This is a genomic window from Paenibacillus taihuensis, from assembly GCF_003386535.1.
Lineage (GTDB): Bacteria > Bacillota > Bacilli > Paenibacillales > Paenibacillaceae > Paenibacillus_Z > Paenibacillus_Z taihuensis.
In genome coordinates, this window is the sequence record NZ_QTTN01000009.1 from 190,402 (window position 1) to 211,565 (window position 21,164).

Sequence of the window (21,164 nt, forward strand, 5' to 3'; positions counted from 1 at the left end):
CATGAGCATTCAATTATCGATTCGGCAGTTGAAGAAACGGTACAAGACCGGAGACGGCGTCTCCGATATCTCGCTCGATATTCGCAAAGGCGAGCTCATTACTTTATTAGGTCCGTCCGGCTGCGGCAAGACGACCGTGCTGCGCAGCATTGGAGGGTTTCTCGATCCGGACGCCGGCGACATCCTGATTGAAGGCAAGAGCGTGCTCGGCTCGCCGCCCGAGAAGCGGCCGACGTCGATGGTATTCCAAAGCTATAATCTATGGCCGCATATGACGGTCTACGATAACCTCGCATTCGGCTTGAAAATTAGAAAGATGTCCAAGCCTGCCATCAAACAAGCCATCTCCGAGGTCCTTGAGCTCGTTCGGCTGCCCGGCATGGAGAAGAAGTATCCCGGACAGCTCTCCGGCGGACAGCAGCAGCGTGTTGCCGTCGCAAGATCCTTGCTATTGAAGCCGGCCGTATTGCTGCTCGACGAGCCCTTCTCCGCGCTGGACGCGAAGCTGCGGCATGAGATGCGGGAAGAACTGCGGGAAATTCAGGCCGACTCCGGTCTTACGATGGTTTTCGTTACCCATGACCAAGAGGAGGCGCTCTCGATTTCCGATCGCATCGTCGTCATGAACAAAGGAAACATCGAACAAATCGCTTCGCCGCAGGACATTTACGATCATCCCGAGACGCTGTTTGTCGCGCAATTTATAGGAAAAATGAACTTCGTGAAGGGGGTGGCAGACGATCGAATAAGGATAGGCGGGCTGAGTTTTCCAAATGCACAAGCACATTCAGGGCCTGTAAGCATTGCAATTCGTCCGGAGGACGTCATTCTGAATGATGCAGAAGGACAAGGAATTCCAGGAATCCTGAAGCAGATTATGGTGTTGGGTCATTATGCGGAAGTATCTGTCGAACTTGGCGACCACGGCACGATTCGCGGCTTCCAACCACGTGAAGCCGTAAAGTCCTTGCAGCCAGGGCAGAAGGTTACAGTCCATTTTGCGAAAGTATTAACTTACTCAGAAGGTTAAAAGAGAAACCACTAGGAGGAAGAAACCATGCTTAGAAAGAAAACAACTGTATCGCTATTATCTACTGCTCTTGCATCTGCGCTAATCCTTACAGGATGCGGCTCATCGGGCACCAATGAAAGCTCCGCCAATACCGCGGCTAATTCGGCAGCGGGCACGGCAACGAATGCTTCACCGAATGGAGCGGCGACTAACGCGAACGCGAAGCCTGTTGAATTCAACTTCTACTTCACCGGTTCGCAGAACGTAAAGGAACTGTGGGATACGATCATTCCTGCATTCGAGAAACAGTCGCCTGACGTGAAAGTGAACGAGGTTTACATCCCTTCCGGCACTGGCGCGCAGCCTACGATCGATCGTATTCTTGCTGCCAAGCAAGCGGGCAAAGGCTCAGGCGATATCGACTTGTACGAAGATGGCTTGTCCGTTGTTACGCAAGGACAGAAGGACGACCTCTGGGAAACGCTCGGCACGGATAAAATCGCAAACCTGAGCAACGTCGATCCGCAAACGATGAAAGATGTCTCGAACCTTGCCGTTCCTTATCGTTCGTCTGCCGTTGTACTCGCTTATAATAGCGACAAAGTAAAGACGCCTCCGACAACGCTTGATGCTCTTTACGATTGGATCAAAGGCAACCCAGGCAAATTTGCTTATAACGACCCGTCCACAGGCGGGGCCGGCAATTCTTTCGTTGTGACATCCATCTACAAGTCCCTTCCTGAGGCGGCGATTCACGAGTCCGATCCAAGCATTGAGAAGCAATGGGATCAAGGTTTTGCGCTGTTGAAAGAATTGAACAAGAGCGTATACGGCAACGGTATTTATCCGAAGAAAAACCAAGGCACGCTTGATTTGCTCGCCAATGGCGAAGTCGACATGATCCCGGCTTGGTCCGACATGGTGCTTGAACAAGTTTCAAAAGGACTGCTGCCCGAAACGACGAAGATGACACAGCTGACGCCCGGATTCAATGGCGGCCCAACATATTTGCTGGTACCTAAGCTTTCCGAGAAGAAGGATGCCGTCTATAAATTCTTGAATTACGTTATGTCGCCTGACGCGCAGTCCGTCGTCGTGAACAAAATGCATGGCTTCCCAGGCATCGAGCTTTCCAACATGCCGCAAGACATTCAAGATTCGTTCAAAGGCGTAGCTGAAGGCTTCCGTTCCTTCAACATCGGCGAATTGGGCGATGATATCAACAAACGCTGGCAAAGCGACGTTGCTGCGCAATGAGCAAAAAAATGAAAATGGGGGTTCTGGGATTACTTCTCGTAACCCCCTCTTTCCTGGTGCTGCTCGTCATTGTCGTCCTGCCGATCGTGCTATCCTTCAAAGAAAGCTTGAAGAACAAGTCCGGCGGCTATGATTTGTCCAATTACGAATATTTGTTCACCGACAAGCTGATGCGCTCGAACATTATTTTCACCCTTGAAGTGACCGTCATTTCTTGCGTGCTTGTGCTTATCATCAGCTATGCATTGGCGGCGTTCATGCGCTTCAGCCAGGGGATGGCCGTACGGTGGATCAAACGGCTGTATATGATCCCTCTCTTCATACCGTCCGTAATCGCCACCTACGGATTAATTCAGCTGCTGGGCAACCATGGCTGGGCGAACCGGCTGCTGCTTGCCGCGCATATGGGGCAGCTGCCGCGCATTATTTTCGATATCAAAGGCATCATTATCGCAAGTCTGTGGTTCAATATTCCGTTCACGACGATGCTGCTTGGCTCCGCGCTGACGGCTATTCCGAACTCCATCGTCGAGAGTGCCAAGGATGTCGGCGCCGGCAGGCTGCAAATCTTCTTCCGGTTTATTCTGCCTATGACGTACAAGACGTTGCTCGTCGCTGTAACCTTTGTCTTCATGGGCGTTATCGGTTCTTTCACCGCTCCGTTCCTGCTCGGCCCCAATGCGCCGCAGATGCTCGGCGTGTCCATGGAGCAAGTGTTCAGTGTATTCCATGAGAAAGAACAAGCTGCGGCTCTTGCTTTCTTTACGTTCCTGCTTTGTTCAGGTCTAGGCTACTTCTACATTCGAAGCATGATCGCCGAAGAAAGTGTGAAGAACGCATTACTCGGTTGATGAAAGAGGCTGATTCCCTATGTCCAAACGATTTCCCTTCATTACTGCCCATAGCGGGAGCATGAACACGATTGATCATACGCTGCCGTCTATCATGACGGCGCTGCAAATCGGAGCCGATATCGTGGAAGAGGATATTCGGATAACGAAAGACGGCGTTCTCGTGCTGGCTCATGACGATCTCTTAATGATGAACGAAGGCGTGGAATGCTCTGTTTCCGGTATGAACTATGACGAGTTAAGCCCATTCAGCTTTCAAGGTACGCACGGGGCTGGCAGCCGAGAGTTCCGGATATGTAAGCTCGAGGACATGCTCCAGTTGATACGGCCTACAGGCCAAATCGCGAATTTAGATATTAAGGCGAGTGAATGCATTGCGCCTGTGTCTGCCCTGCTGCGAAAGCTAGAAATGACGGAGCAAGCTTTCCTTTCCGGATGCGGACTGGAGTTGGCCATGTTTGTGCAGCAAACAGATCCGGAGCTGCGAAAATTGTTGAATGTCGATACGGAGCTGTTCCGTTCGATGCCTTATGAACACGCGGCGGATCAGATCTGCCGGGATGCGCTTGCTGCTGGCTGCGTTGGCATCAATATCAATTATCATTTTGTTCGCGAGGAGCTTCTCGCTTATGCCTCATCCCTTCAATTGCCGGTGTATGTGTGGACCGTTAATGAAGAAGACCAAATGCACAAATTCATTGATTGGGGCGTTGCATCCATTACGACCCGCAATTTGCAAGCACTCGTAGATATTAAACGACGTATGCTAGGAGCGCTATATGATTGAAATTTACGCGGGTGAATTCCGCACGGTCAGCGAAGCACTATCCGAGAAACTGCTGAATGGGGAATTAGCCGCGGACAGCAGCTATTTTCAGGCAGTCCTGCCGATTCTGCAGCTATTAGGAGAGACTTGTCCCGAGCGGCCCGAGTTTAGTGCCTGGTATGCGGAGTTTCTGCACCTCGACGGCAATTTGCGCCGTGCAGGCGAAGCTTACAGACGCTTGCTGCAGGCCGTCCCGCCGGAAGCGCCGAGCGATCATGAAATCAGCTTGATGCGCAAGTTTTGCCCGCTGCTGCTGACGAACCCGCTGGAATATTTCCCGCTCAAAGACGTCGCAGTCGTGCACCATCCGGTGAAGCCGCTCATCGGCTATCACTTGTTCTGGGAAGACGACTACGACTTCCCAGACGATTACGAGCCTTGCGATCATGAAGAGATTTGGGTGGAATATGATCCGCAGACGGAAACCGTGACGCGTGTCCTCTCGTTCTTTCACAGCAGAGTCATTGCGTCTGAAGCGGCAATTGCGGAAGCACACGAGAACGGCGGCCGGCCGATTATCCGCGTTGAATGGGGCAAGCATGGCTCGCTGCTGAAAGGCTGGGAGGAAATGTGCATTCCGCTGACTGATCAATCGATCATGGAGTGGATGAAGACCGCCTACGAGAGCATGCGAGCAGGCGGACGCCTCCCTGGTCATCCATTGAAACGGCATTGGCCTAACCGGTTTGATAGGAACTTCGAGGACTATATCGATTTCTCCGTCCCTGTCGACCCGCTGAACTTCTTGCACATGAAGCCGCTGTTCTTCAAGTCGTTATGTGTCAATGCAGTTCTCTACACCGAAGGGCTTCCTTACAATTTCCATCCGAAAATGGAATGGCCGGAGCGGTTTGGGGCGGCTGTGCGGGGAAGCTTGGTTTAATGATAGGCTCAAAATAAAACCCGCTCTCGGAGACTGATGAGCGGGTTTGTTTATTTTTATAAGAGGAACACATTGACTATTGCAGCAGAATAATCTCCACGATTGCACCTGCTTCAGCGCCTTGGGAGCCGGGCTTCAGCCGAATCAGGCAGTCGGCATCTGGGATGGATGCCATCATGCTGGACTTCGCGAACGCCAGCGGATCGGCGTAGAGTACGCCGCCTTCGGTGTGAAGTCGTGCCCGCACGAACCGCTCGTGCGGGCTGCCTTTGGCGAAGCCAGCGGCGAGCTTCGCGGTCGCCAGCTTCAGCATCGCCTCGGCTGCGGCGACGCCTTGCAGCCGGCGCAGCGCTGGCCGCGCGAACAGCTCGAAGCCGACGAAGCAGGCGCCGGGGTTGCCCGACAGCGCGAGCAGCAGCTTGCCGCCGACGATAGCCGCGGAGGTCGGACTGCCCGGACGCATTGCCGCCTTGTTGAACAGGAGGCGGCTGTTTGGGGGCAGGGCTGCGGCGGGAGTTGGCACGGCGTTTGCGCTAGGCGCGGTAGACGAGGCGGTGGTACTCGCCGCAGAAAGCGCGCTAGTCGCGGCGGACAAGCCGCCGAGCAGGCTCGCCATGACATCATAATCACCGACCGACACGCCGCCGGTGGTGATGATGATGTCGCTCTGCTCGAGCGCGGCCGCAATCGCACGAGCCGCTGCCTCCGGCTCGTCCGGCACGCGGCCAAGCAGCAGCGGCACGCCGCCGCTCTGCTGCACGAGCGCGGCGACCATCGCGCTGTTGCTGTCGCGGATGCGCCCCGGCACAAGCGGCGCCTCAACCGGCAGCAGCTCCGTGCCGGTTGCCAGCACCGCTACGCGCGGGCGCGCGAACACCGGCACGTCGGCGCAGCCAAACGTGCCGAGCAAAGCGACGTGGCCCGGCCGCAGCTTCGTGCCGGGCTCCGCCAGCGCGCTTCCGCGGCGGAATTCTTCGCCGCGGGGGGCGATGTTCTGCCCGGGCTCCGCGGTGCGTTTCACGCGCACCGCGGGTCGCCCGTCCACAAGGGCGTCCGCCGTCTGCTCCAGCATGACGACGGCGTCCGCCCCCGGGGGCACCGCGCCGCCGGTCATGATGCGGACGGCGGTGCCCGGTTCCACGGCCGCGGAGGCGAGCTCGCCCGCGCGGGCCGTGGCCACAACGCGCAGCGTCACCGGTTCACTCGGTGACGCCAGCGCCGTATCTGCGCTGCGGACGGCGAAGCCATCCAGCCCGGAACGCGCAAATGGCGGCCAATCTGCCGTCGCAACTAGCGGCTCCGCCAGATAGCGGCCCCCGGCTTCCCATAGCGGCACGATCTCCTGCCGCCCCGGCGCGGCCGCTTCAAGGACAAGTCTGATCGCCTCGTCCACTTTGACCGCGCGCCTGCTAAATCTTGCCTCTCCTTGCAGTTGCACAGCCATCCCCTCCGTCCACCAAATCAATCATCTCTATTTTCCCTATTGTAACAGAAACGCGCCAAGTCGTAACACAAGCTTATGCTATACTTATTGCATCATAGGAACGGATCGAGAGGAGCAGCAACTTCATGTCCACTGATCATTACACCAGCCCGTCTCAGCAACAGAAGCCTTTTGTGCTCCAAATCGTCGGCTACAAGAACAGCGGCAAAACAACGCTGCTCTCCCTGCTGACCCGCAAGCTGAAACAAGCTGGCTTCACGGTCGGTACAGCAAAGCATGACGCACACGAGTTCACAATGGATACGCCTGGCACGGACACGTGGCAGCATCAAGAAGCCTGCGCGGATATTACCGCGATCAGCTCCGCATCCCGCAGCGCCATCATTAGCAACCGGACCGAGCCGCTCTCCGCGCTCCTTGCCCATATGCAGCATGTCGACATCGTGCTTGTCGAAGGCTTCAAGCAAGAGCCTTACCCGAAGCTGGTGCTTCTGCACAACCCTGAGGACGAGCCCCTTCTCCAGCTGCCGAACATCGCTATGCTCGCCACTTGGCCGTCATTTCCCGCTCCTGTGCAGCAAGCCACCCCGACTTTCGCAATCAACGACACCGACGCCATCTACAACGGGATCCTCACTTTTCTCTCCAAATAACAAAGGGACTGCTCCATCAGGAGCAGCCACCTCGTACCTCAATTTCCTTCTAAGGGACACCCGTCCCGCCTTACTTTGCCTGCCTTGTCCTGCCTTGTCCTGCCTTGTCCTGCCTCGCCCCGCACTAGCAGTCCCCCGAATAATAAAACACCTCCGGAATCACCTTCACCGTCCCGCCCTCGTGATGCTTCACCAGCAAATCCTCCATAAACTGCTGCCACCGCAAATTTGCCGGATGCTCCCCCAGCGCAGTCATCGCTTCATTGAAGTTCTCGACTTCCATATATCGGAACAGCCTGCCGCCGTCCATGAAGATACTATACGACTTGATGCCAACCTCGCCGAACGCCTTCAACAGCTCAGGGTCCACGTTCTGATCCCGCTCTATATAAGCATCCCGATTGCTCTCGTCAATTTGCAAAACGAATGAAACACGTTCCATCTTCTTCGCAACCTCCCACCGATACTAGTTTTTACAAAGCGTCACATTACGCATCTGCAGCAGCTCCGCTACCTTCTTGAACTGCCTCGCCTGGCTGCCAACCGCAATCGCACAATGATGCGTCGGTGCTTCAGCAAACCATTGCTCCATATACTCATCAGGATACTGTGCAAATTTCACATGGGTCTGCGTATTGCCGATTTTCATAATTTCGCCGTCCGTCGCTTCGCCTTCGCTGATGATCATCCCCATCCGGCCATCGCCGGTTTGGGTCATGTTAAGCGTCGTAATCGGTCCCCGCTTCACCTTCGCTTCAACGGATACACCGGTTCCCTTCTTGCCATGATAGAGCCCCATCCCCCGCAGGATCGGCTTCCCTTCCGCGATTGCGATATGGAACGGTCGTCATGTCCAAGCAGGATCGTCTTATCCATATAATCCACGACGACAATTTCAGAGAAACTGCCGCCCGTGCCGAGAATATCGCATATTTTCATCCCGATCGCCGTCTTTAGGTCACCTTCACCCGAGCAAGGGATACCGCGCGCTGTCAGGAGAGAATGCCCTACGATGAACCCGGATTGCAGCTTCTCGTAGTCGTTCCCGTTCTGCCCATGATAATAGTACGTCAGCGCATCCAGATCGTAAGCTCGGACGAGCTTCTCCTGCGCCACGGCAACTCTCGCAGACCAGTCTAGCTGCTCCTCGGTCGGCTTGGGGGCAATGGGATCGGACGGTGAATCGCCGCTAACCTCGAACATCTCGTACACTTCCTCGAGCTTCGCCGCGACCTCCTCCTCTGTGACCTCCTGCAGAAAACGATCCAGATCGCACATCTTCAGCACCTCGATATGAAGCCCCAGCTGTGACTGCACCATCGCAAAATCACTATACATATCGAGCATCCCGCTGTACGTATTGCCCAGAAAACCGAATCGCGCGTGGCGCATCGTCCGCATGACGCCAGCCGCTTTAATCCACTCCGTTCTCGCTCCATGCGCGAAGTGGCCCATGGCGCAGCAATATACCGAGAGAGCATCGCATAGCTGGTCGCATAATTCAGTCCGAATTATCACATCGTCAATTCTAGCTGCAAGGTCATCGCTGATGTACGTGCAGGAGGCGGGATACTTCTGGACGGATGCGGCTTATTTTACAGAACGGCAGCATCTCCCCCTCTTATCTGGTCGTCTATACCGTGTCAGGGGAAGGGGTGCTGGATTATGGCGGGCAATCGTACAAGCTGGGCGCAGGCTCGCTCTTCTTCATCGATTGTATGGAATATCAGCACTACCGTACTTTGCGGAGTGGACATTGGGAGTTTGCGTGGGTTCATTTCTACGGAGGCGCCAGCAGTCATTATTACGATCTCTATGCCAAAAAAGGCGACCCTCTTCTGCGGCTGCAGCGAGAATCGCCCGTACTCGGTCTTCTTCGAAGCTTGATAGATGTGCATGAACAGACAACGCCATACACGGAATTGCTCGGGGCCAAGCTGCTAACCGAGCTCGTTACCGAACTCATTGTATCTGCTCATATCGGCGACTCGACTTCTAGCGCGGTGCCTGCCTTCATCTCCACGACCATTCGTGAGATGGAACGCAGCTACGCCGAGCGGATAAGGCTCGATGATTGGGCTCGGGGAGCTGCCGTGAGCAAATATCATTTCATTCGAGAATTCAAGAAGCATGTCGGCATGTCGCCGAACGAATATGTGATCTACCTGCGGATCGTACGGGCGAAGGAGCTGCTCAAGTACACCGGCATGCCGATCGCGACCATCGCCGAAGAGGTCGGGATTGACCATGTGAGCCAATTCATCAACCTGTTCAAAGCCCGCGAAGGAATAACGCCTTTTGCCTTTCGCAAGAAGTGGAACACGCATTAAGCTTTAAGCTTTAAGCTTTAAGCTTTAAGCTTTAAGCTTTAAGCTTTAGGCTTTAGGCTTTAGGCTTTAGGCTTTAGGCTTTAGGCGCAGCCTTGTTCCACTCTTTGATCTTTAGCGCAGCCTTGTTATTCACGCTCTGGACGTTAGGCGCTCCTTGTTTTACACTCTGCCAACCTACTCAGCCACACCATGCTTATGCGCATAGATCGCTGCTTGCGTCCGATCCTCTACACCGAGCTTGGCGAAAATATTCGTGACATGGAATTTGACGGTTTTAATGCCGATGAACAGCTCTTCCGCGATTTCCTGATTCGATAAGCCCTTCGCAACGCATTTCAGTACATCCATCTCCCGGTCCGTCAGCTGCTCATGGAGCTTCTGCGCCGTTTCGGCCTTCGGCTGGCGAAAACGGTTCATCATCTTCGCCGCAACCTGCGACTCCAGCACCGACTGGCCGCGAGCCGCAGCACGAATCGCATCCGCGATCTCTGTCGCGCGCGACGTCTTGAGCAGGTAGCTGAATGCGCCCGCTTCGATGACCGGATACATTTTGCCGTCGTCGAGGTAGCTCGTTAATACAATGACTTTACAATCTGGATAAAGCTCCAGCAGCTTGCGCGTCGTTTCAACGCCGTCCATGCCCTCCATCACGAGGTCCATCAGCACGACATCCGGACGGTACGCTTGCGCAAGGCGGATGCCTTCCATCCCGTTGCTCGCTTCACCGACAACTTCGATGCCGTCCTCTGTGTTGAGCACTGCAGCGAGCCCGATGCGAACCATCTCATGGTCGTCGACGAGCAGCACTTTAATTGGCTGTTCCAAGCTGTCCATACGTTCCATCGCTTCCATCTCCGTTTTTTCCCCTTCCATCAAGAGCCCGCAGGCACCCATATATCGATCAGCACGCCGTTGCCCGGCGATGTAATAAGCTTCATCGATCCGCCCAGCACATTCACTCGCTCTTCCATCGTGAGCAATCCGTACGAGGTTTGTTTCTTCTCTTCCAGGTTAAAGCCAAGACCGTCATCCTGCAACGTTAAGCGGACATGCGCCCCCGCCTGCTGCAGGAATATATTCAGATGCTCCGCCTTCGAATGACGCAGCGAATTGGACAAAGCCTCCTGCGCGATCCGGAACAGATGATCCTCCGCTTCCGTAGCAAGCTTGATCGTCGGATCCGCTTCCAGCGTAATGATCATCGGCACCTTCTGTTTCAGCTCATCGACGAGGCCGCGCAGCGCCATCCCGAGATTTTTGCCGTCGAGGTGGACAGGGCGAAGGTGCAGCAGCAAGGCGCGCATCTCGGATTGGGCAACAGAAGCCATCTCTTCAATGAGCTGTACTTGGCGCTTCGCCCGCTCCCAGTCCTTCTCCATCGTCCGGCTGACCGCCGTCGCCGTCATGGATATCGCGAACAACTGCTGGCTGACTGCATCATGCAGCTCGCGAGCAAGCCGCTGCCGCTCCTCGATAACCGCCGAGAACCGAACCTGCTCGGTCCACGCTTCATCCTCTTCCGTGAACGACTCCGGCGGCACCTGCGCCTCGCCGTCCCCCGAGATCAGCGTCACCCGTTGACGCTTGCGGCGCTGCTGATCGGTCAGCCGCTCTACCGCTGCGCGGAGCTTCACTCCTTGCAAGTAGCTGTACAACGCAGCGAGTGCAAGCGCCAAGGCGATAACGCTGAGCCCAATAAGCGCGGCTTTGCTCTGCAAGGCGAACAGCTTCACATAACCCGTTCCTTGCAGCAGCAGCACGCTGAGTCCCAGAATCACAAGCAGCCACAGCACCGTCTCCGCAGCATTTTTGCGCTTCTCCGTTTGGCTTGGCAGCGGCTCGGTATTTTTCAAATAATCCGGGAAGCGGCGCCCTTCTGCTCGGACCTGCTGCACAGGGTAATCTCCCGCTCCTGCTCCTGTCGTCCCATCGGCTCCATCTGTCTTGGCTAATCCCGCTCCAGTGCCAGCCCCAGCTCCGCTGTCCGCGCTTATTTTCGGCGAAGACGATTCCACTGACATGCTGTTCCCCCTAACTATGTAAACCTGCAAACAAGCCAGAGGTCGATGCCGGCAGTGGCATCGACCAAGTATGGCTACATCTTTTGCAGATTCATTCCTGTTTTATTCAGCAGCCGGCTCTTCTATTGCTGCTGGTGCTGCCGCTTGCGGGTTCAGCTTGTTCTTCAGAAGCTGAAGCTGTTCTTCCACTTGCAGCTGCTTCGCTGTATCCACTGCGCCGATCGTCGGCTGTGCATTCGATACGCCGTAAGGTACGCGCATCACGTCCGCTTCTGCTTCCATCTGCATGATCTTCTCTTCCATGCGGCTGAAGCCGCGGGAAGCATGACCGCTCTCGATGGAGTGTACAGCCGATACTTGCGCCATTTGCTTCTTCGCTTTCGCCATTTGAGCGCGAGCTGCAAGCTCATTGCGCTTATTGCGAAGCTGGTAGTATTCGTCCTTCATACCGTGCAGCTGGTTCATCAGCTCATCCGCCTGCGCTTTCGCGCTTTGGTGCATCTCCGTATATTCTGTCGTCTTCTGATCGAAGAAGATTTTCTCCTCAAGCAGCTTGCGAGCAAGCTCTTCCTGTCCCGCACGAAGGGCTACTTCAGCCTTCGCTTCACGATCCGCTACCCCGCGTACCGCTTCTTCAAGGCGCTGCTTCATGCGGCGCTCGCTAGCCATCTGCTTCGCAACCGTTACTTCTGCCGTATGGATTTCAGCCTCCATATCTCGCAAATATTGATTCAGCATGACGACCGGATCTTCCATACGGTCTAGCAGCTCATGCACCGACGCCTTCGTCATATCCTTCATCCGTTTAAAAATACTCATGTTAAAACTCTCCCTTCTCATGTTTCGCTAATTTAGCACGAAGCTCTTCGATTTCTTTGCGCAGTGCGCGTTTCTCCAGATCATCCATCATCGCGTCTATGTTCGAAGCCGACGTTTGGGACGGAGCCTGCTGCCAGCCAGCAGTACCCGGACCCGGCTGAGGCGGGTTCGTGTAAGGACCGCCGCTGCCAAAGCCGCCAGTACCGCCGAAGCCATGACCGCCTTGGCCACCATGTCCGCCTCCGAAATGGCCGTTATTCCAATTTCCATTGTGACCGGCCTGCCCATAGCCCCCATATTGATACGGGTCTTTCGGAACGACTAGACCGGCCAAGATATAGATCAGAATTAAAGCTCCGCTAGTAAAGACGGTGATGACGATCAGAAGAATCCGCAGCAATGTCGCATCCACATTCAGCATTTCGGCAAGGCCGCCGCATAAGCCAAACAGTTTCTTATCGCGGCGCGACCGGTACAGTTTCTTCATTACGACTTCCATCCTTCCTGCTGTAATTTTCGTTTCAATTGCTCCATCTCACGCTCAATCGTATTTTGCAGTGTGAAGCTTGCTTCACTTAGCAGCTGTCCGCCTGCTTTGCGTAGGTCACGCAGGCTGCGTGCCTCCAGTTCCATGTCGGTAATGCGGTCTTCCAGCTTGCGGAACATGCCGCTCGGCTGCTGACCTGGACCATTCACGCTGCCGCCAGTGAAGCGCTCGTTCATCCGCTGCTGCAGGCGAAGCGACTCCATCCGTGCAGAGAAGTATTCGCGCTTGTCGTACACCGTCTGGTACTCGCTGCGCAGCTCGCGGAGCTGCTGCTCGAGCTCGTTCGTGCCTTGCAGCGCTTGCTCGTACAGCTCGCGGTATTGCGCGGCACGCTCTTCGCTGGATGCTTTCTCGGTCAGCGCAATACGTGCGACATGCTCCTCGCCAGCTTTCAGGGCGATGATCGCTTGCTGCTCGCGCTTCTCTTTCAACTGCTCCGCTTGCAGCCACTGTGCTTTCAAGTGGTTGCTATGTGTCAGACATTGCTGATACAGCCGCTCTGCCCCGATAATTTCTTCTCTTGTCGACCAGAGGAACTGGTCAATCAGTTTGACGGGATCTTCCGCTTTCTCCAGACGCTCATTGAGCGTTGCGACTGTCATATCCCGCACTCTTCGCATGATGCTCATCGGTTAGCCTCCTTTGTTCCCAAGTAGATGTTGTCGATTGGTTCAATGATTCCTGTTATACACGTTTATGACGATTCTTGAATAAGGAGACGCCCCATACGATAACGCCGATTGCGATTAGCAGACCGATCAGTCCAGCCAGCTTGCCAAGCAGCATGATTGCGCCGACGACGATCATGATACCGCCGATCACTTTGCTGTTGTTGCGAATACCGACTGCGCCAAGTCCGATCAGGATGAATGGCATCAGAAGCGAGAAGATCCAGCCAAGGTGAATGCCGACAAATTTCATAACCATGAGTGCGCCGATTACGACCAAAATAGCGCCCAGTGCATTTCTTCCGTTCATTGTTTTAGTCACCGCCTTTCGTTATTTAACTACTGTGTTCTTTCCTTACGTTTTGTTTCTTCGTTTGTTGCACTGACGCAATTGTTACTCTCGCTTTTCACTAGCGCACCAATTCGTCTTTGCTGACGCAATTGCTACTCTCGTTTTTTCCGTTCGTACCAATTCGTCTTTATGTATTCATAATAGGCTTTTTCGGAACTCTTCAAAACGGACCGGGGGCGGTTTTTCATACTGGACCTCAGGCGGGGGACCCTCTGTACCTAAGGCGTAACCCTGGTCCGCCTTCCGGCCAAAACCAGCAAAAAAGGGCGGAAATACGCCCATTAGCGCGCTTCCGCCCTTCCATAGATGTCCCGTTTACAGCTGTTGGCCCTTCCGATACTCGTTCGGCGTCATGCCGGTCAGCTTCTTGAACACTTTGCTAAAATACTTCTCGTCCTGATATCCGACCATCTGCGCAATTTGAACGACGCGCATATTCGGATTCTCCAGCAGCCGCTGCGCCTTGGCGATCCGAATGCGGCCGATATACTCCGATAAGTTCTCGCCGAGCTCCTGCTTGAACTTGCGCGAGATATACTCCCGGCTCAAGTAAAAATGGTTCGCGATATCCTGCAGCGATATCTCCCGTTGATAATGGGTCTCGACGTATTTCTTGATCTCGTAGATGACATTGCCCGTCTGCTGCTTCAGCTCGCGAAGCGACTGTTCGAAGCGGATAAGATCATCCGCCAGTACTTGCTCCAGCTTCTCGAGCGAGAAGCGTCCGTCCGTTTCGTACCGAAGCGCGAACACCTCTTCGCCGATTGCCGGTCCTGGCGGCGCATCGCTGGCCTCCTCGAGCCACGACTTCGACCATTGCGAGCACATCACGCTGTATTCGCTGCGCCAGATTTCCAGCATATCCGGCGTTATTCGTCCAGTTCCGGCTGCCGCTCGCACCCATTCGGCCACCGCTTCGCGAATCCGCTGCGGCTGTCCGCTATGAAAGGCGATCCGAAACGTCTCGTAATGATCGGAGAGGTGGACGTTCTGCATTCTGGCGCGCGATTCCTGCTCCGAGCACAGGTGGATCGTCTGTTCCGCTTCGAGCAAGTTACGGTGATGCAGCGCCGCGCTCGCTTCTTGGTAAGCAGCCTTTAAGCCCGACGGGAACGGATGAATGCCGCCAAGTCCGAAGTGGAACCACGTCCGAAGCGTACGCTTGAAGCCTTCCTGCATCCGGTTCAAGCTGTGCGCGGCCTCCTCCAGTCTGTCCCACAGCAGCACGACGATTTCCCGCCGCTGATTCCAATAAGAGAACGCGTAGCCTTGGCGTGCCTCCTGCACAATCTCGTTACTGATATTCATCATCGTAAAATAGAACAAATCCTCATCCGACGAGAACGAACGCAAGCTCACCGGATTGATGCCTTCGAAGGATAGCACCGCAACCCGTACTCGGTCCGTGCCGACCGGCAAGCCAAATTCCTGTTGAAGCAGCTCCGCTTGCGAGTAATACGACTGCGGCTCCTCGATCATCTGCGAGAACACCTTGTCCCAGTACACCGGCTTGAGCTGGTTCAGCTCCATCACGCGATTTTGCGATAGCTTCCGGTCTTGATTTTCACGGCACCATGTCTCCGTTGCGTGTCTTACAGCCTTGATCAGCTGGTCCGGTTCAATTGGCTTCAATATATAGTCAAGGCCGCCGAAACGAATCGTCTCGCGCGCCAGATGAAAATCATCATAACCGCTAATGACGATCGTCTTGCTCGTCAGATCCTCATTATGAATCCATCGCAGCAGATCGACTCCGTTCATAACCGGCATCATCATATCCGTGAAGATAAGCTCCGGCTTCTCCCGTTCAATCATCTCTTTCGCACTTTGACCGTCAGCCGCCTCAAGGAGCGCCGTAATGCCGAGCTCCGCCCACGGCACCAGCAGTTTGATCGCATCGCGAACATGCTTCTCATCATCTACAATTAACGCTTTCATTGTTCGGTTCCTCCTCTCTGCAGCGGAATGAGTACAGTAACGGACAAGCCAGCCGGCTCCCGGTTGTTCAGTATAATTTGGGCATCTTGGCCGTTATATAGCCTTAGCCTCGCAATTACGTTCATCAGTCCGATGCTTGCAGACTTATCTATTATAGAGCCTTCCGGCTCCTCCGCAATCATTACATCCTGCTCGCCCGTCAGTTTCTCTACAAGCTGCGCCAGCACATCGCTCTCGATGCCTCTGCCGTTGTCCATCACTTCAAGCACGAGCATGTCCTCTTGGATCGCGCTCGTAATCTTGATTTCTCCAGTTTGCACGCCGCCCGTGTATCCATGCTTGAAATAATTTTCGACAATCGGCTGCAGCAGCATTTTCGGAACCACGATGTTCATCGTCTCCGGCGCGAAAGACGTTTCGACGTTTAACTGGTCGCCGAATCGTTCCTTCTGCAAGTCCAGATACGCCAGCACATGCTGGACTTCCCGCTCAAGCCGCACTTCCGTCTCTTCGGTCGTCATGCTGTAACGCATCATCTTGGCCAACAGAGTAATGAGGCTGTAGGTTTTATGCGCGTTGCCTTGAAGCGCCTGTGTACCGATCGACTGCATCGCATTATATAAGAAGTGCGGGTTGATTTGAGCTTGCAGCGCCTTCAGTTGATTGGTCTTATTCGCAAGCTCCAGCCGGTACTCTTGCAGAATGAGCTGATCGATCGTTTCCATCATACTTTGCATTCGCTTCGCAAGCAGACCGATCTCGTCAGTATTGCGAATCTCGATTGGGACCGTCAGATTGCCTGTCTGCACCTTGTTCATATATCCAATCAATCGTTTAATCGGCTCGGTCAGCGTGAACGAGATGAAGACCGTACCAATCAGCGCAATGAGCAAGAAGCCTGCTGCAATAAGCGTATTGATGCGCGTAAGCGTTGTTGCCGTACTGTACAGATCCGAATACGGAATTTGCTTAATAATTGTCGCTTTCATATAAGGCGTGTCGAGATGGTCGTAGAAAATGATCCCCGAGAAGCTTTCGTCCTTCCATATAAAATGCCCGCTCCCCTTCGTTTTCGCCAGCCTCGCAGACCAGTTCTGGTTCAGCTTGGTGCCATAATCCGCAGGTTTAGATGAATACAAGTAGCTGCCTGCATCATCCGTAATGGCCAGACGCTCACGCCCATTCAAGTTGTACAGCTGCTCACAGATCCGATTGAAGCTGTCCATCTTCAGGTCGATGGATAGCATGGCGATAACGACTTTCGTCGGCGTCATGTAGATCGGCCGGTGCAGCGTGATGACCGGTTCCTTGATCGTTTTCGACTCGGGCAGCGAGAACTTCATTCCGTACTGCGTATTTATATGGGTCGGCTCAATGAAGGCGTTCGCTTCACCGTTGCGATCCAGCGGTACCTTATAGTCCGGGTTGTTTTCACGACGGAAAAAACCATTTATCCAAAGATTGGACTGGCTTCCGCTCGGAATAAACAGGTGCAATTGATAAATATCTTTGCTCGCTTGTGACAAACTAAACAGGTGCAGATAAACCAGATCATGGCTTGTTGCAATCACGTTGCTGCTCACAGGCTTAGTCGTGGTCTTCTCCAGGTACGTGTAGAGGGAATCTGCTGCATTGATGCCGCCGTACACGGACAATGACAGCTGGTTGATCGTGTTGAAGTAACTCACGATATTGTTCTTCCCGAGCTCCAAACGGCTGGAGTTTTCATCAATCGTCGCATCCGTCACTGAACGCTTCGTGTACAGGTTGGATACCGCGATTGATGCGCCGATCGGGATTATTGTCGCAGCGAGCAAGAAGAAGATGAGCTTCTTGCGAATGCTGTTTCGAATCATAGTTGTGTCGCCTCCGTAAGCTGCTTAACGATAGCGGCGGCAAAGCTTGTCCGCCATCACTAATTATTGTAACAGGCAGGTCAATATATTCCACCCTACTCTTCACGATCTTCGGTTTTCTGGCAAGTGGGGGTGCTATATACTGTTCCCTAGCGTACCAAAAGATCACGCAAAAACTCACATCTAGAGAGAGGAGCGACTCCATCTATGAAAAACAACCGGCTTAGCGAATGGATGCAGCAAATCGTATTTGTTGGACCTGGCTTGCTGTTCTTCCTGGCTGTCGTGTTTATCCCGTTTTTGCTCGGCTTCTATTATTCCTTTACCGACTGGAACGGACTCGATATGAACAAAGCAAATTGGACGGGTCTTCACAACTTGCATCTGATCGCATCAGATACAAACTTCTGGCACTCGCTTGGCTTCACGCTCAAATTTACAGTGGTGACCGTTATCGGCGCCAACGTGCTCGCTTTCTTGCTTGCGCTTGTGCTGTCCAGACCGCTGAAAACCCGTAATTTTCTGCGGACTGTCTTCTTCCTGCCGAACGTTATCGGAGGAATCCTGCTCGGTTTCATTTGGCAGTTCATTTTCACGAAGGGCTTCACAACGATTGGCGAATTAACGAACCTTCCGTTCTTCAACTTGCCTTGGCTCGGTACACCGACAACTGGCTTCTGGGGAATAGTCATCGTCTTTATTTGGCAAACTGCTGGATATATGATGGTTATCTACATCGCAGCACTTGCTGGCATGCCGAAGGATCTTGAAGAAGCAGCACGCATTGACGGAGCGAACTCCTTCCAGCTGCTTTGGAACGTAGTCGTTCCGCTCATCATGCCGGCGATTACAATCTGCTTGTTCTTGACGACATCGAATGCATTCAAAATGTTCGATCTCAACCTGTCCCTTACAAAAGGCGGTCCAGGTACATCGACTCAATCGCTCGCATTCAACGTATATGCCGAAGCACTGAACAATAACCGTTACGGTCTAGGCACAATGAAAGCCATGCTCTTCTTCTTTGCCGTATCACTTATTACCGTAACGCAAGTTTGGTTTACGAAACGCCGGGAGGTGGAAGCATAATGGAGCGCAAAGCCAATTATTCCTTCCCGCTACTGGTTATGGAGATTGCCGCAGTCTTGCTCGGCCTAATCTTCTTGTCGCCGTTTTACTTCGTCATTTCGAACTCGGTGAAGACACTAGGGGAAATTTTGCTTAACGCGGCCAAATGGCCATCCACTTATCATTGGGATAACTACAAGAAGGTGTGGGAGCAGCTTGATTTCCCGCATGTCTTCATGAATTCACTGCTTATTACGGTGTTCAGCGTTTGCGGTATCGTGCTGATCAGCTCCATGATGGCATACCGCCTCGTTCGTAAGCCGACCGTTTTTAACAAGATCCTGTTCACGGCGCTCGTCGCTTCGATGATCATTCCGTTCCAGTCCGTCATGCTTCAGCTCGTTCGTATTACGTCCTTGCTTGAGCTTCGCGGCCACCTGTACGGAATTATCATTTGTTACTTCGGCTTCGGTTTGGCACTGTCCATGTTCTTGTTCCACGGCTTCATCAAGAGCGTTCCGCTTGAAGTCGAAGAAGCGGCAGTCGTTGACGGATGCACACCTTATGGCGTGTACTTCAAAATCGTCTTCCCACTTCTGACACCAATTATGGTGACTGTCATCATTCTGAATACATTATGGATTTGGAATGACTACTTGCTGCCTGTACTCGTTATCGGCGGTAACAAAGACTTAACGACAATTCCGCTTGGCATTACGAAGTTCTTCGGTGCTTATACGAAGAAATGGGATCTTGCCCTACCTGGACTTGCCATCGGTATCGCACCAATTATCGTGTTCTTCCTCTTTTTACAGAAGTACATCGTCGAAGGTATTACTGCAGGCTCAGTGAAAGGGTAATCAATATGTTCCACCTTTTTGTTCAATGCAATCGGTGTGAGAAATATAGGATTATACCTACAATGAGAATGTAAGCATTTACAAAACAGACAACTTGGAAGGGGTATTTAGACACATGAAAAGAGTTTCCGCTCTAGTCATGACTTCTGCGCTCGTTGCATTACTTGCATCAGGCTGCGGATCGTCAAACAACACAAACAACAACACAGCAGGGAACACAGGAACTAATACAGAAGCAGGCTCGAACGCAGGTACTAACAATGCCGGTGATAAGAAGCCGATTAAAGTATTCCAATTCAAAGTTGAGATCGCTGATCAACTGAATGCAATGGCAGCTGAATATGAGAAAGAGACAGGCGTTCATGTTGAAGTCGAAACGCATGGCGGCGGTGAAGACTACGGCGCGCTTCTGAAAGCAGCGATTGCTTCTGGTTCCGAGCCTGAAATCATCAACAACGGCGGTTACTCCTCGCTCGTTCCTTACATGGACCGTGCTACTGATCTTTCCGATCAGCCTTGGGTAGGCAACCTGCTTGAGACTACGAAAGCTCCTACAACTGTTGACGGCAAACTGTACGGTATGCCAATGAACACTGAGGGCTTCGGTTTGATCTACAACAAAGACCTGTTCCAAAAAGCGGGCATCACAACTGAGCCTAAGACACTTCCTGAGTTGACAGACGCAGTTGCGAAACTGAAAGCTGCAGGTATTACACCGTTTGAAACAACTAACGAGTGGTGGTCGCTTGGTATTCACCTTGCTGACGTAGCACTTGCTAACCAACCAGATCCAGCGAAGTTCATTGAAGACTGGAAAGCTGGCAAAGTAACTGCAAAAGGCAACCCAATCTTCGAGAAATGGGTTAACCTCGTTGACCTGATCTTCAAGAATGCACAAAAAGGCATGCTTACTACTGACTATGCAACTCAAGTAGCAAGCTTCGCAGCTGGTAAAGCAGCTATGATGCAACAAGGTAACTGGACACAAGGCGACATCGATAAAGTAAATGCGAACCTGAATCTTGGTGTTCTTCCTATTCCGATCGATGACCAACCAGGTCACGTATTTGTAGGCGTACCGAACAACTGGATCGTTAACAGCAAGTCTGCAAATGCTGAGGGAGCGAAGAAGTTCCTAGACTGGATGGTTAGCTCCGACACAGGTAAGAAATACCTGACAAAAGAGTTCCACTTCATGCCTGCTGAGACTAACATCGACGCTACCAAAGAAGATATCGGCTCCATCGCAGCATCCATCAAAGATCAAAACTCGACAGCTCTTGGCTGGCACTGGGATCGCTTCCCAGACGGCACAACTCAAGGCTTCGGTGCTGCAATGCAAGAATACCAAGGCGGCAGCATCACTAAAGATCAACTTCTTGAGAAGTTCGACAAAACAGTTTCTGACATGATGAAGAAATAAAATGTTGAAATGAATCGAGTAGGCCCATGCGCAATTGCATGGGCCTCTCACAGATCCGGACGTGCGGGTCATCGCATCCGGCTCCTCCATGATTATCCCCGTTGGGGATGAAGGTCTTTTTGGATCGAGGACAAACTACTTAGACCGATTTCTTCAAACCACTTGTTTGGCATCGCATACTGCGCATACGTCGAGTAGGAGCTGCGCCAAGCGGTCATTCGTAACCCCGGCAGTTCTCTATCCCATCCTCGTTTGCGCATCTCTCGATGAAGTTTCCTTATCTTCCTCCAGCTTCGCAGCTGTACCGACCGGAGTCTTCTTCTTATCCAACCATCGAGATCTCGGAATCGTTTGCT

General features: G+C 53.2%; 22 protein-coding genes. 10 read left to right on the forward strand and 12 right to left on the reverse strand.

From position 1 onward, the window contains the following. Position 1 precedes the first annotated feature (1 nt). Genes A8990_RS10335 through A8990_RS10355 form a run of 5 tightly spaced genes read left to right on the forward strand, consistent with a single transcriptional unit; the run spans position 2 to position 4,829 of the window. Positions 2-1,030 (forward strand): ABC transporter ATP-binding protein, encoded by a 1,029-nt coding sequence (locus A8990_RS10335; protein WP_116188943.1) that lies wholly within the window; start codon positions 2-4, stop codon positions 1,028-1,030. Between the two features lie 27 nt (positions 1,031-1,057). Next, positions 1,058-2,269, forward strand: a complete 1,212-nt coding sequence (locus tag A8990_RS10340; protein ID WP_116188944.1) for an extracellular solute-binding protein — start codon at positions 1,058-1,060, stop codon at positions 2,267-2,269. After that, entirely contained in the window at positions 2,266-3,120 is an 855-nt protein-coding gene (locus A8990_RS10345; RefSeq protein WP_116188945.1) for an ABC transporter permease, read from the forward strand. The genes A8990_RS10340 and A8990_RS10345 overlap by 4 nt, the downstream gene beginning before the upstream one ends. Before the next feature lie 19 nt (positions 3,121-3,139). Beyond that, positions 3,140-3,907 carry a glycerophosphodiester phosphodiesterase gene (locus A8990_RS10350; RefSeq protein ID WP_116188946.1) on the forward strand — a complete coding sequence of 256 codons (768 nt, stop codon included), beginning with the start codon at positions 3,140-3,142 and terminating at the stop codon, positions 3,905-3,907. Beyond that, positions 3,900-4,829 (forward strand): hypothetical protein, encoded by a 930-nt coding sequence (locus tag A8990_RS10355; RefSeq protein WP_116188947.1) that lies wholly within the window; start codon positions 3,900-3,902, stop codon positions 4,827-4,829. The genes A8990_RS10350 and A8990_RS10355 overlap by 8 nt, the downstream gene beginning before the upstream one ends. 76 nt (positions 4,830-4,905) lie before the next feature. On the opposite strand, the gene A8990_RS10360 is transcribed toward A8990_RS10355, so the two are convergent. Further along, positions 4,906-6,273: a molybdopterin molybdotransferase MoeA gene (locus tag A8990_RS10360; RefSeq protein ID WP_116188948.1), complete on the reverse strand. Its 1,368-nt coding sequence runs from the start codon at positions 6,271-6,273 to the stop codon at positions 4,906-4,908. A gap of 125 nt (positions 6,274-6,398) precedes the next feature. On the opposite strand from A8990_RS10360, the gene mobB reads away from it, so the two are divergent. Beyond that, entirely contained in the window at positions 6,399-6,926 is a 528-nt protein-coding gene (mobB, locus tag A8990_RS10365) for a molybdopterin-guanine dinucleotide biosynthesis protein B (protein ID WP_116188949.1), read from the forward strand. A 124-nt stretch (positions 6,927-7,050) separates the two neighbouring features. Here mobB and A8990_RS10370 read toward each other — a convergent pair whose 3' ends face one another. Genes A8990_RS10370 through A8990_RS10375 form a run of 3 tightly spaced genes read right to left on the reverse strand, consistent with a single transcriptional unit; the run spans position 7,051 to position 8,444 of the window. Next, positions 7,051-7,368, reverse strand: coding sequence for an L-rhamnose mutarotase (locus A8990_RS10370; protein ID WP_116188950.1), 318 nt, complete (start codon positions 7,366-7,368; stop codon positions 7,051-7,053). A 24-nt stretch (positions 7,369-7,392) separates the two neighbouring features. After that, on the reverse strand, positions 7,393-7,725 hold the full coding sequence (locus tag A8990_RS31815; RefSeq protein ID WP_220376799.1) for a hypothetical protein: 333 nt from the start codon (positions 7,723-7,725) through the stop codon (positions 7,393-7,395). Continuing rightward, entirely contained in the window at positions 7,671-8,444 is a 774-nt protein-coding gene (locus tag A8990_RS10375; protein ID WP_220376800.1) for an L-arabinose isomerase family protein, read from the reverse strand. Before A8990_RS10375 ends, A8990_RS31815 begins: the two co-directional genes overlap by 55 nt. A gap of 65 nt (positions 8,445-8,509) precedes the next feature. Between A8990_RS10375 and A8990_RS10380 the strand changes: the two genes are divergently transcribed. Continuing rightward, the gene (locus A8990_RS10380) at positions 8,510-9,256 is read left to right on the forward strand and encodes a helix-turn-helix transcriptional regulator (protein ID WP_116188951.1); all 747 of its coding nucleotides are present in this window, start codon (positions 8,510-8,512) and stop codon (positions 9,254-9,256) included. A 174-nt stretch (positions 9,257-9,430) separates the two neighbouring features. Here the strand turns inward: A8990_RS10380 and A8990_RS10385 are convergent, their stop codons facing one another. From A8990_RS10385 to A8990_RS10420, 8 genes are all read right to left on the reverse strand, one after another. Beyond that, the gene (locus tag A8990_RS10385; protein ID WP_281272497.1) at positions 9,431-10,129 is read right to left on the reverse strand and encodes a response regulator; all 699 of its coding nucleotides are present in this window, start codon (positions 10,127-10,129) and stop codon (positions 9,431-9,433) included. Next, positions 10,129-11,277, reverse strand: a complete 1,149-nt coding sequence (locus A8990_RS10390) for a sensor histidine kinase (protein ID WP_220376801.1) — start codon at positions 11,275-11,277, stop codon at positions 10,129-10,131. The genes A8990_RS10385 and A8990_RS10390 overlap by 1 nt, the downstream gene beginning before the upstream one ends. A gap of 102 nt (positions 11,278-11,379) precedes the next feature. Continuing rightward, complete coding sequence (locus tag A8990_RS10395; RefSeq protein WP_116188952.1) at positions 11,380-12,096, reverse strand: PspA/IM30 family protein; 717 nt, start codon at positions 12,094-12,096, stop codon at positions 11,380-11,382. A 1-nt stretch (position 12,097) separates the two neighbouring features. After that, positions 12,098-12,583, reverse strand: a complete 486-nt coding sequence (locus tag A8990_RS10400) for a PspC domain-containing protein (RefSeq protein WP_116188953.1) — start codon at positions 12,581-12,583, stop codon at positions 12,098-12,100. Next, entirely contained in the window at positions 12,583-13,272 is a 690-nt protein-coding gene (locus A8990_RS10405) for a PspA/IM30 family protein (RefSeq protein WP_116188954.1), read from the reverse strand. Before A8990_RS10405 ends, A8990_RS10400 begins: the two co-directional genes overlap by 1 nt. Before the next feature lie 55 nt (positions 13,273-13,327). Continuing rightward, on the reverse strand, positions 13,328-13,621 hold the full coding sequence (locus A8990_RS10410) for a LiaF transmembrane domain-containing protein (RefSeq protein WP_116188955.1): 294 nt from the start codon (positions 13,619-13,621) through the stop codon (positions 13,328-13,330). 357 nt (positions 13,622-13,978) lie between these two features. Then, complete coding sequence (locus tag A8990_RS10415) at positions 13,979-15,601, reverse strand: response regulator (RefSeq protein WP_116188956.1); 1,623 nt, start codon at positions 15,599-15,601, stop codon at positions 13,979-13,981. Next, on the reverse strand, positions 15,598-17,457 hold the full coding sequence (locus tag A8990_RS10420; protein WP_116188957.1) for a sensor histidine kinase: 1,860 nt from the start codon (positions 17,455-17,457) through the stop codon (positions 15,598-15,600). The genes A8990_RS10415 and A8990_RS10420 overlap by 4 nt, the downstream gene beginning before the upstream one ends. A 207-nt stretch (positions 17,458-17,664) precedes the next feature. Between A8990_RS10420 and A8990_RS10425 the strand changes: the two genes are divergently transcribed. From A8990_RS10425 to A8990_RS10435, 3 genes are all read left to right on the forward strand, one after another. After that, the gene (locus tag A8990_RS10425) at positions 17,665-18,546 is read left to right on the forward strand and encodes a carbohydrate ABC transporter permease (protein WP_116188958.1); all 882 of its coding nucleotides are present in this window, start codon (positions 17,665-17,667) and stop codon (positions 18,544-18,546) included. Then, complete coding sequence (locus A8990_RS10430) at positions 18,546-19,385, forward strand: carbohydrate ABC transporter permease (RefSeq protein ID WP_116188959.1); 840 nt, start codon at positions 18,546-18,548, stop codon at positions 19,383-19,385. The genes A8990_RS10425 and A8990_RS10430 overlap by 1 nt, the downstream gene beginning before the upstream one ends. Positions 19,386-19,500: 115 nt before the next feature. Then, on the forward strand, positions 19,501-20,808 hold the full coding sequence (locus A8990_RS10435; RefSeq protein WP_116188960.1) for an ABC transporter substrate-binding protein: 1,308 nt from the start codon (positions 19,501-19,503) through the stop codon (positions 20,806-20,808). Positions 20,809-21,164: the final 356 nt, after the last annotated feature.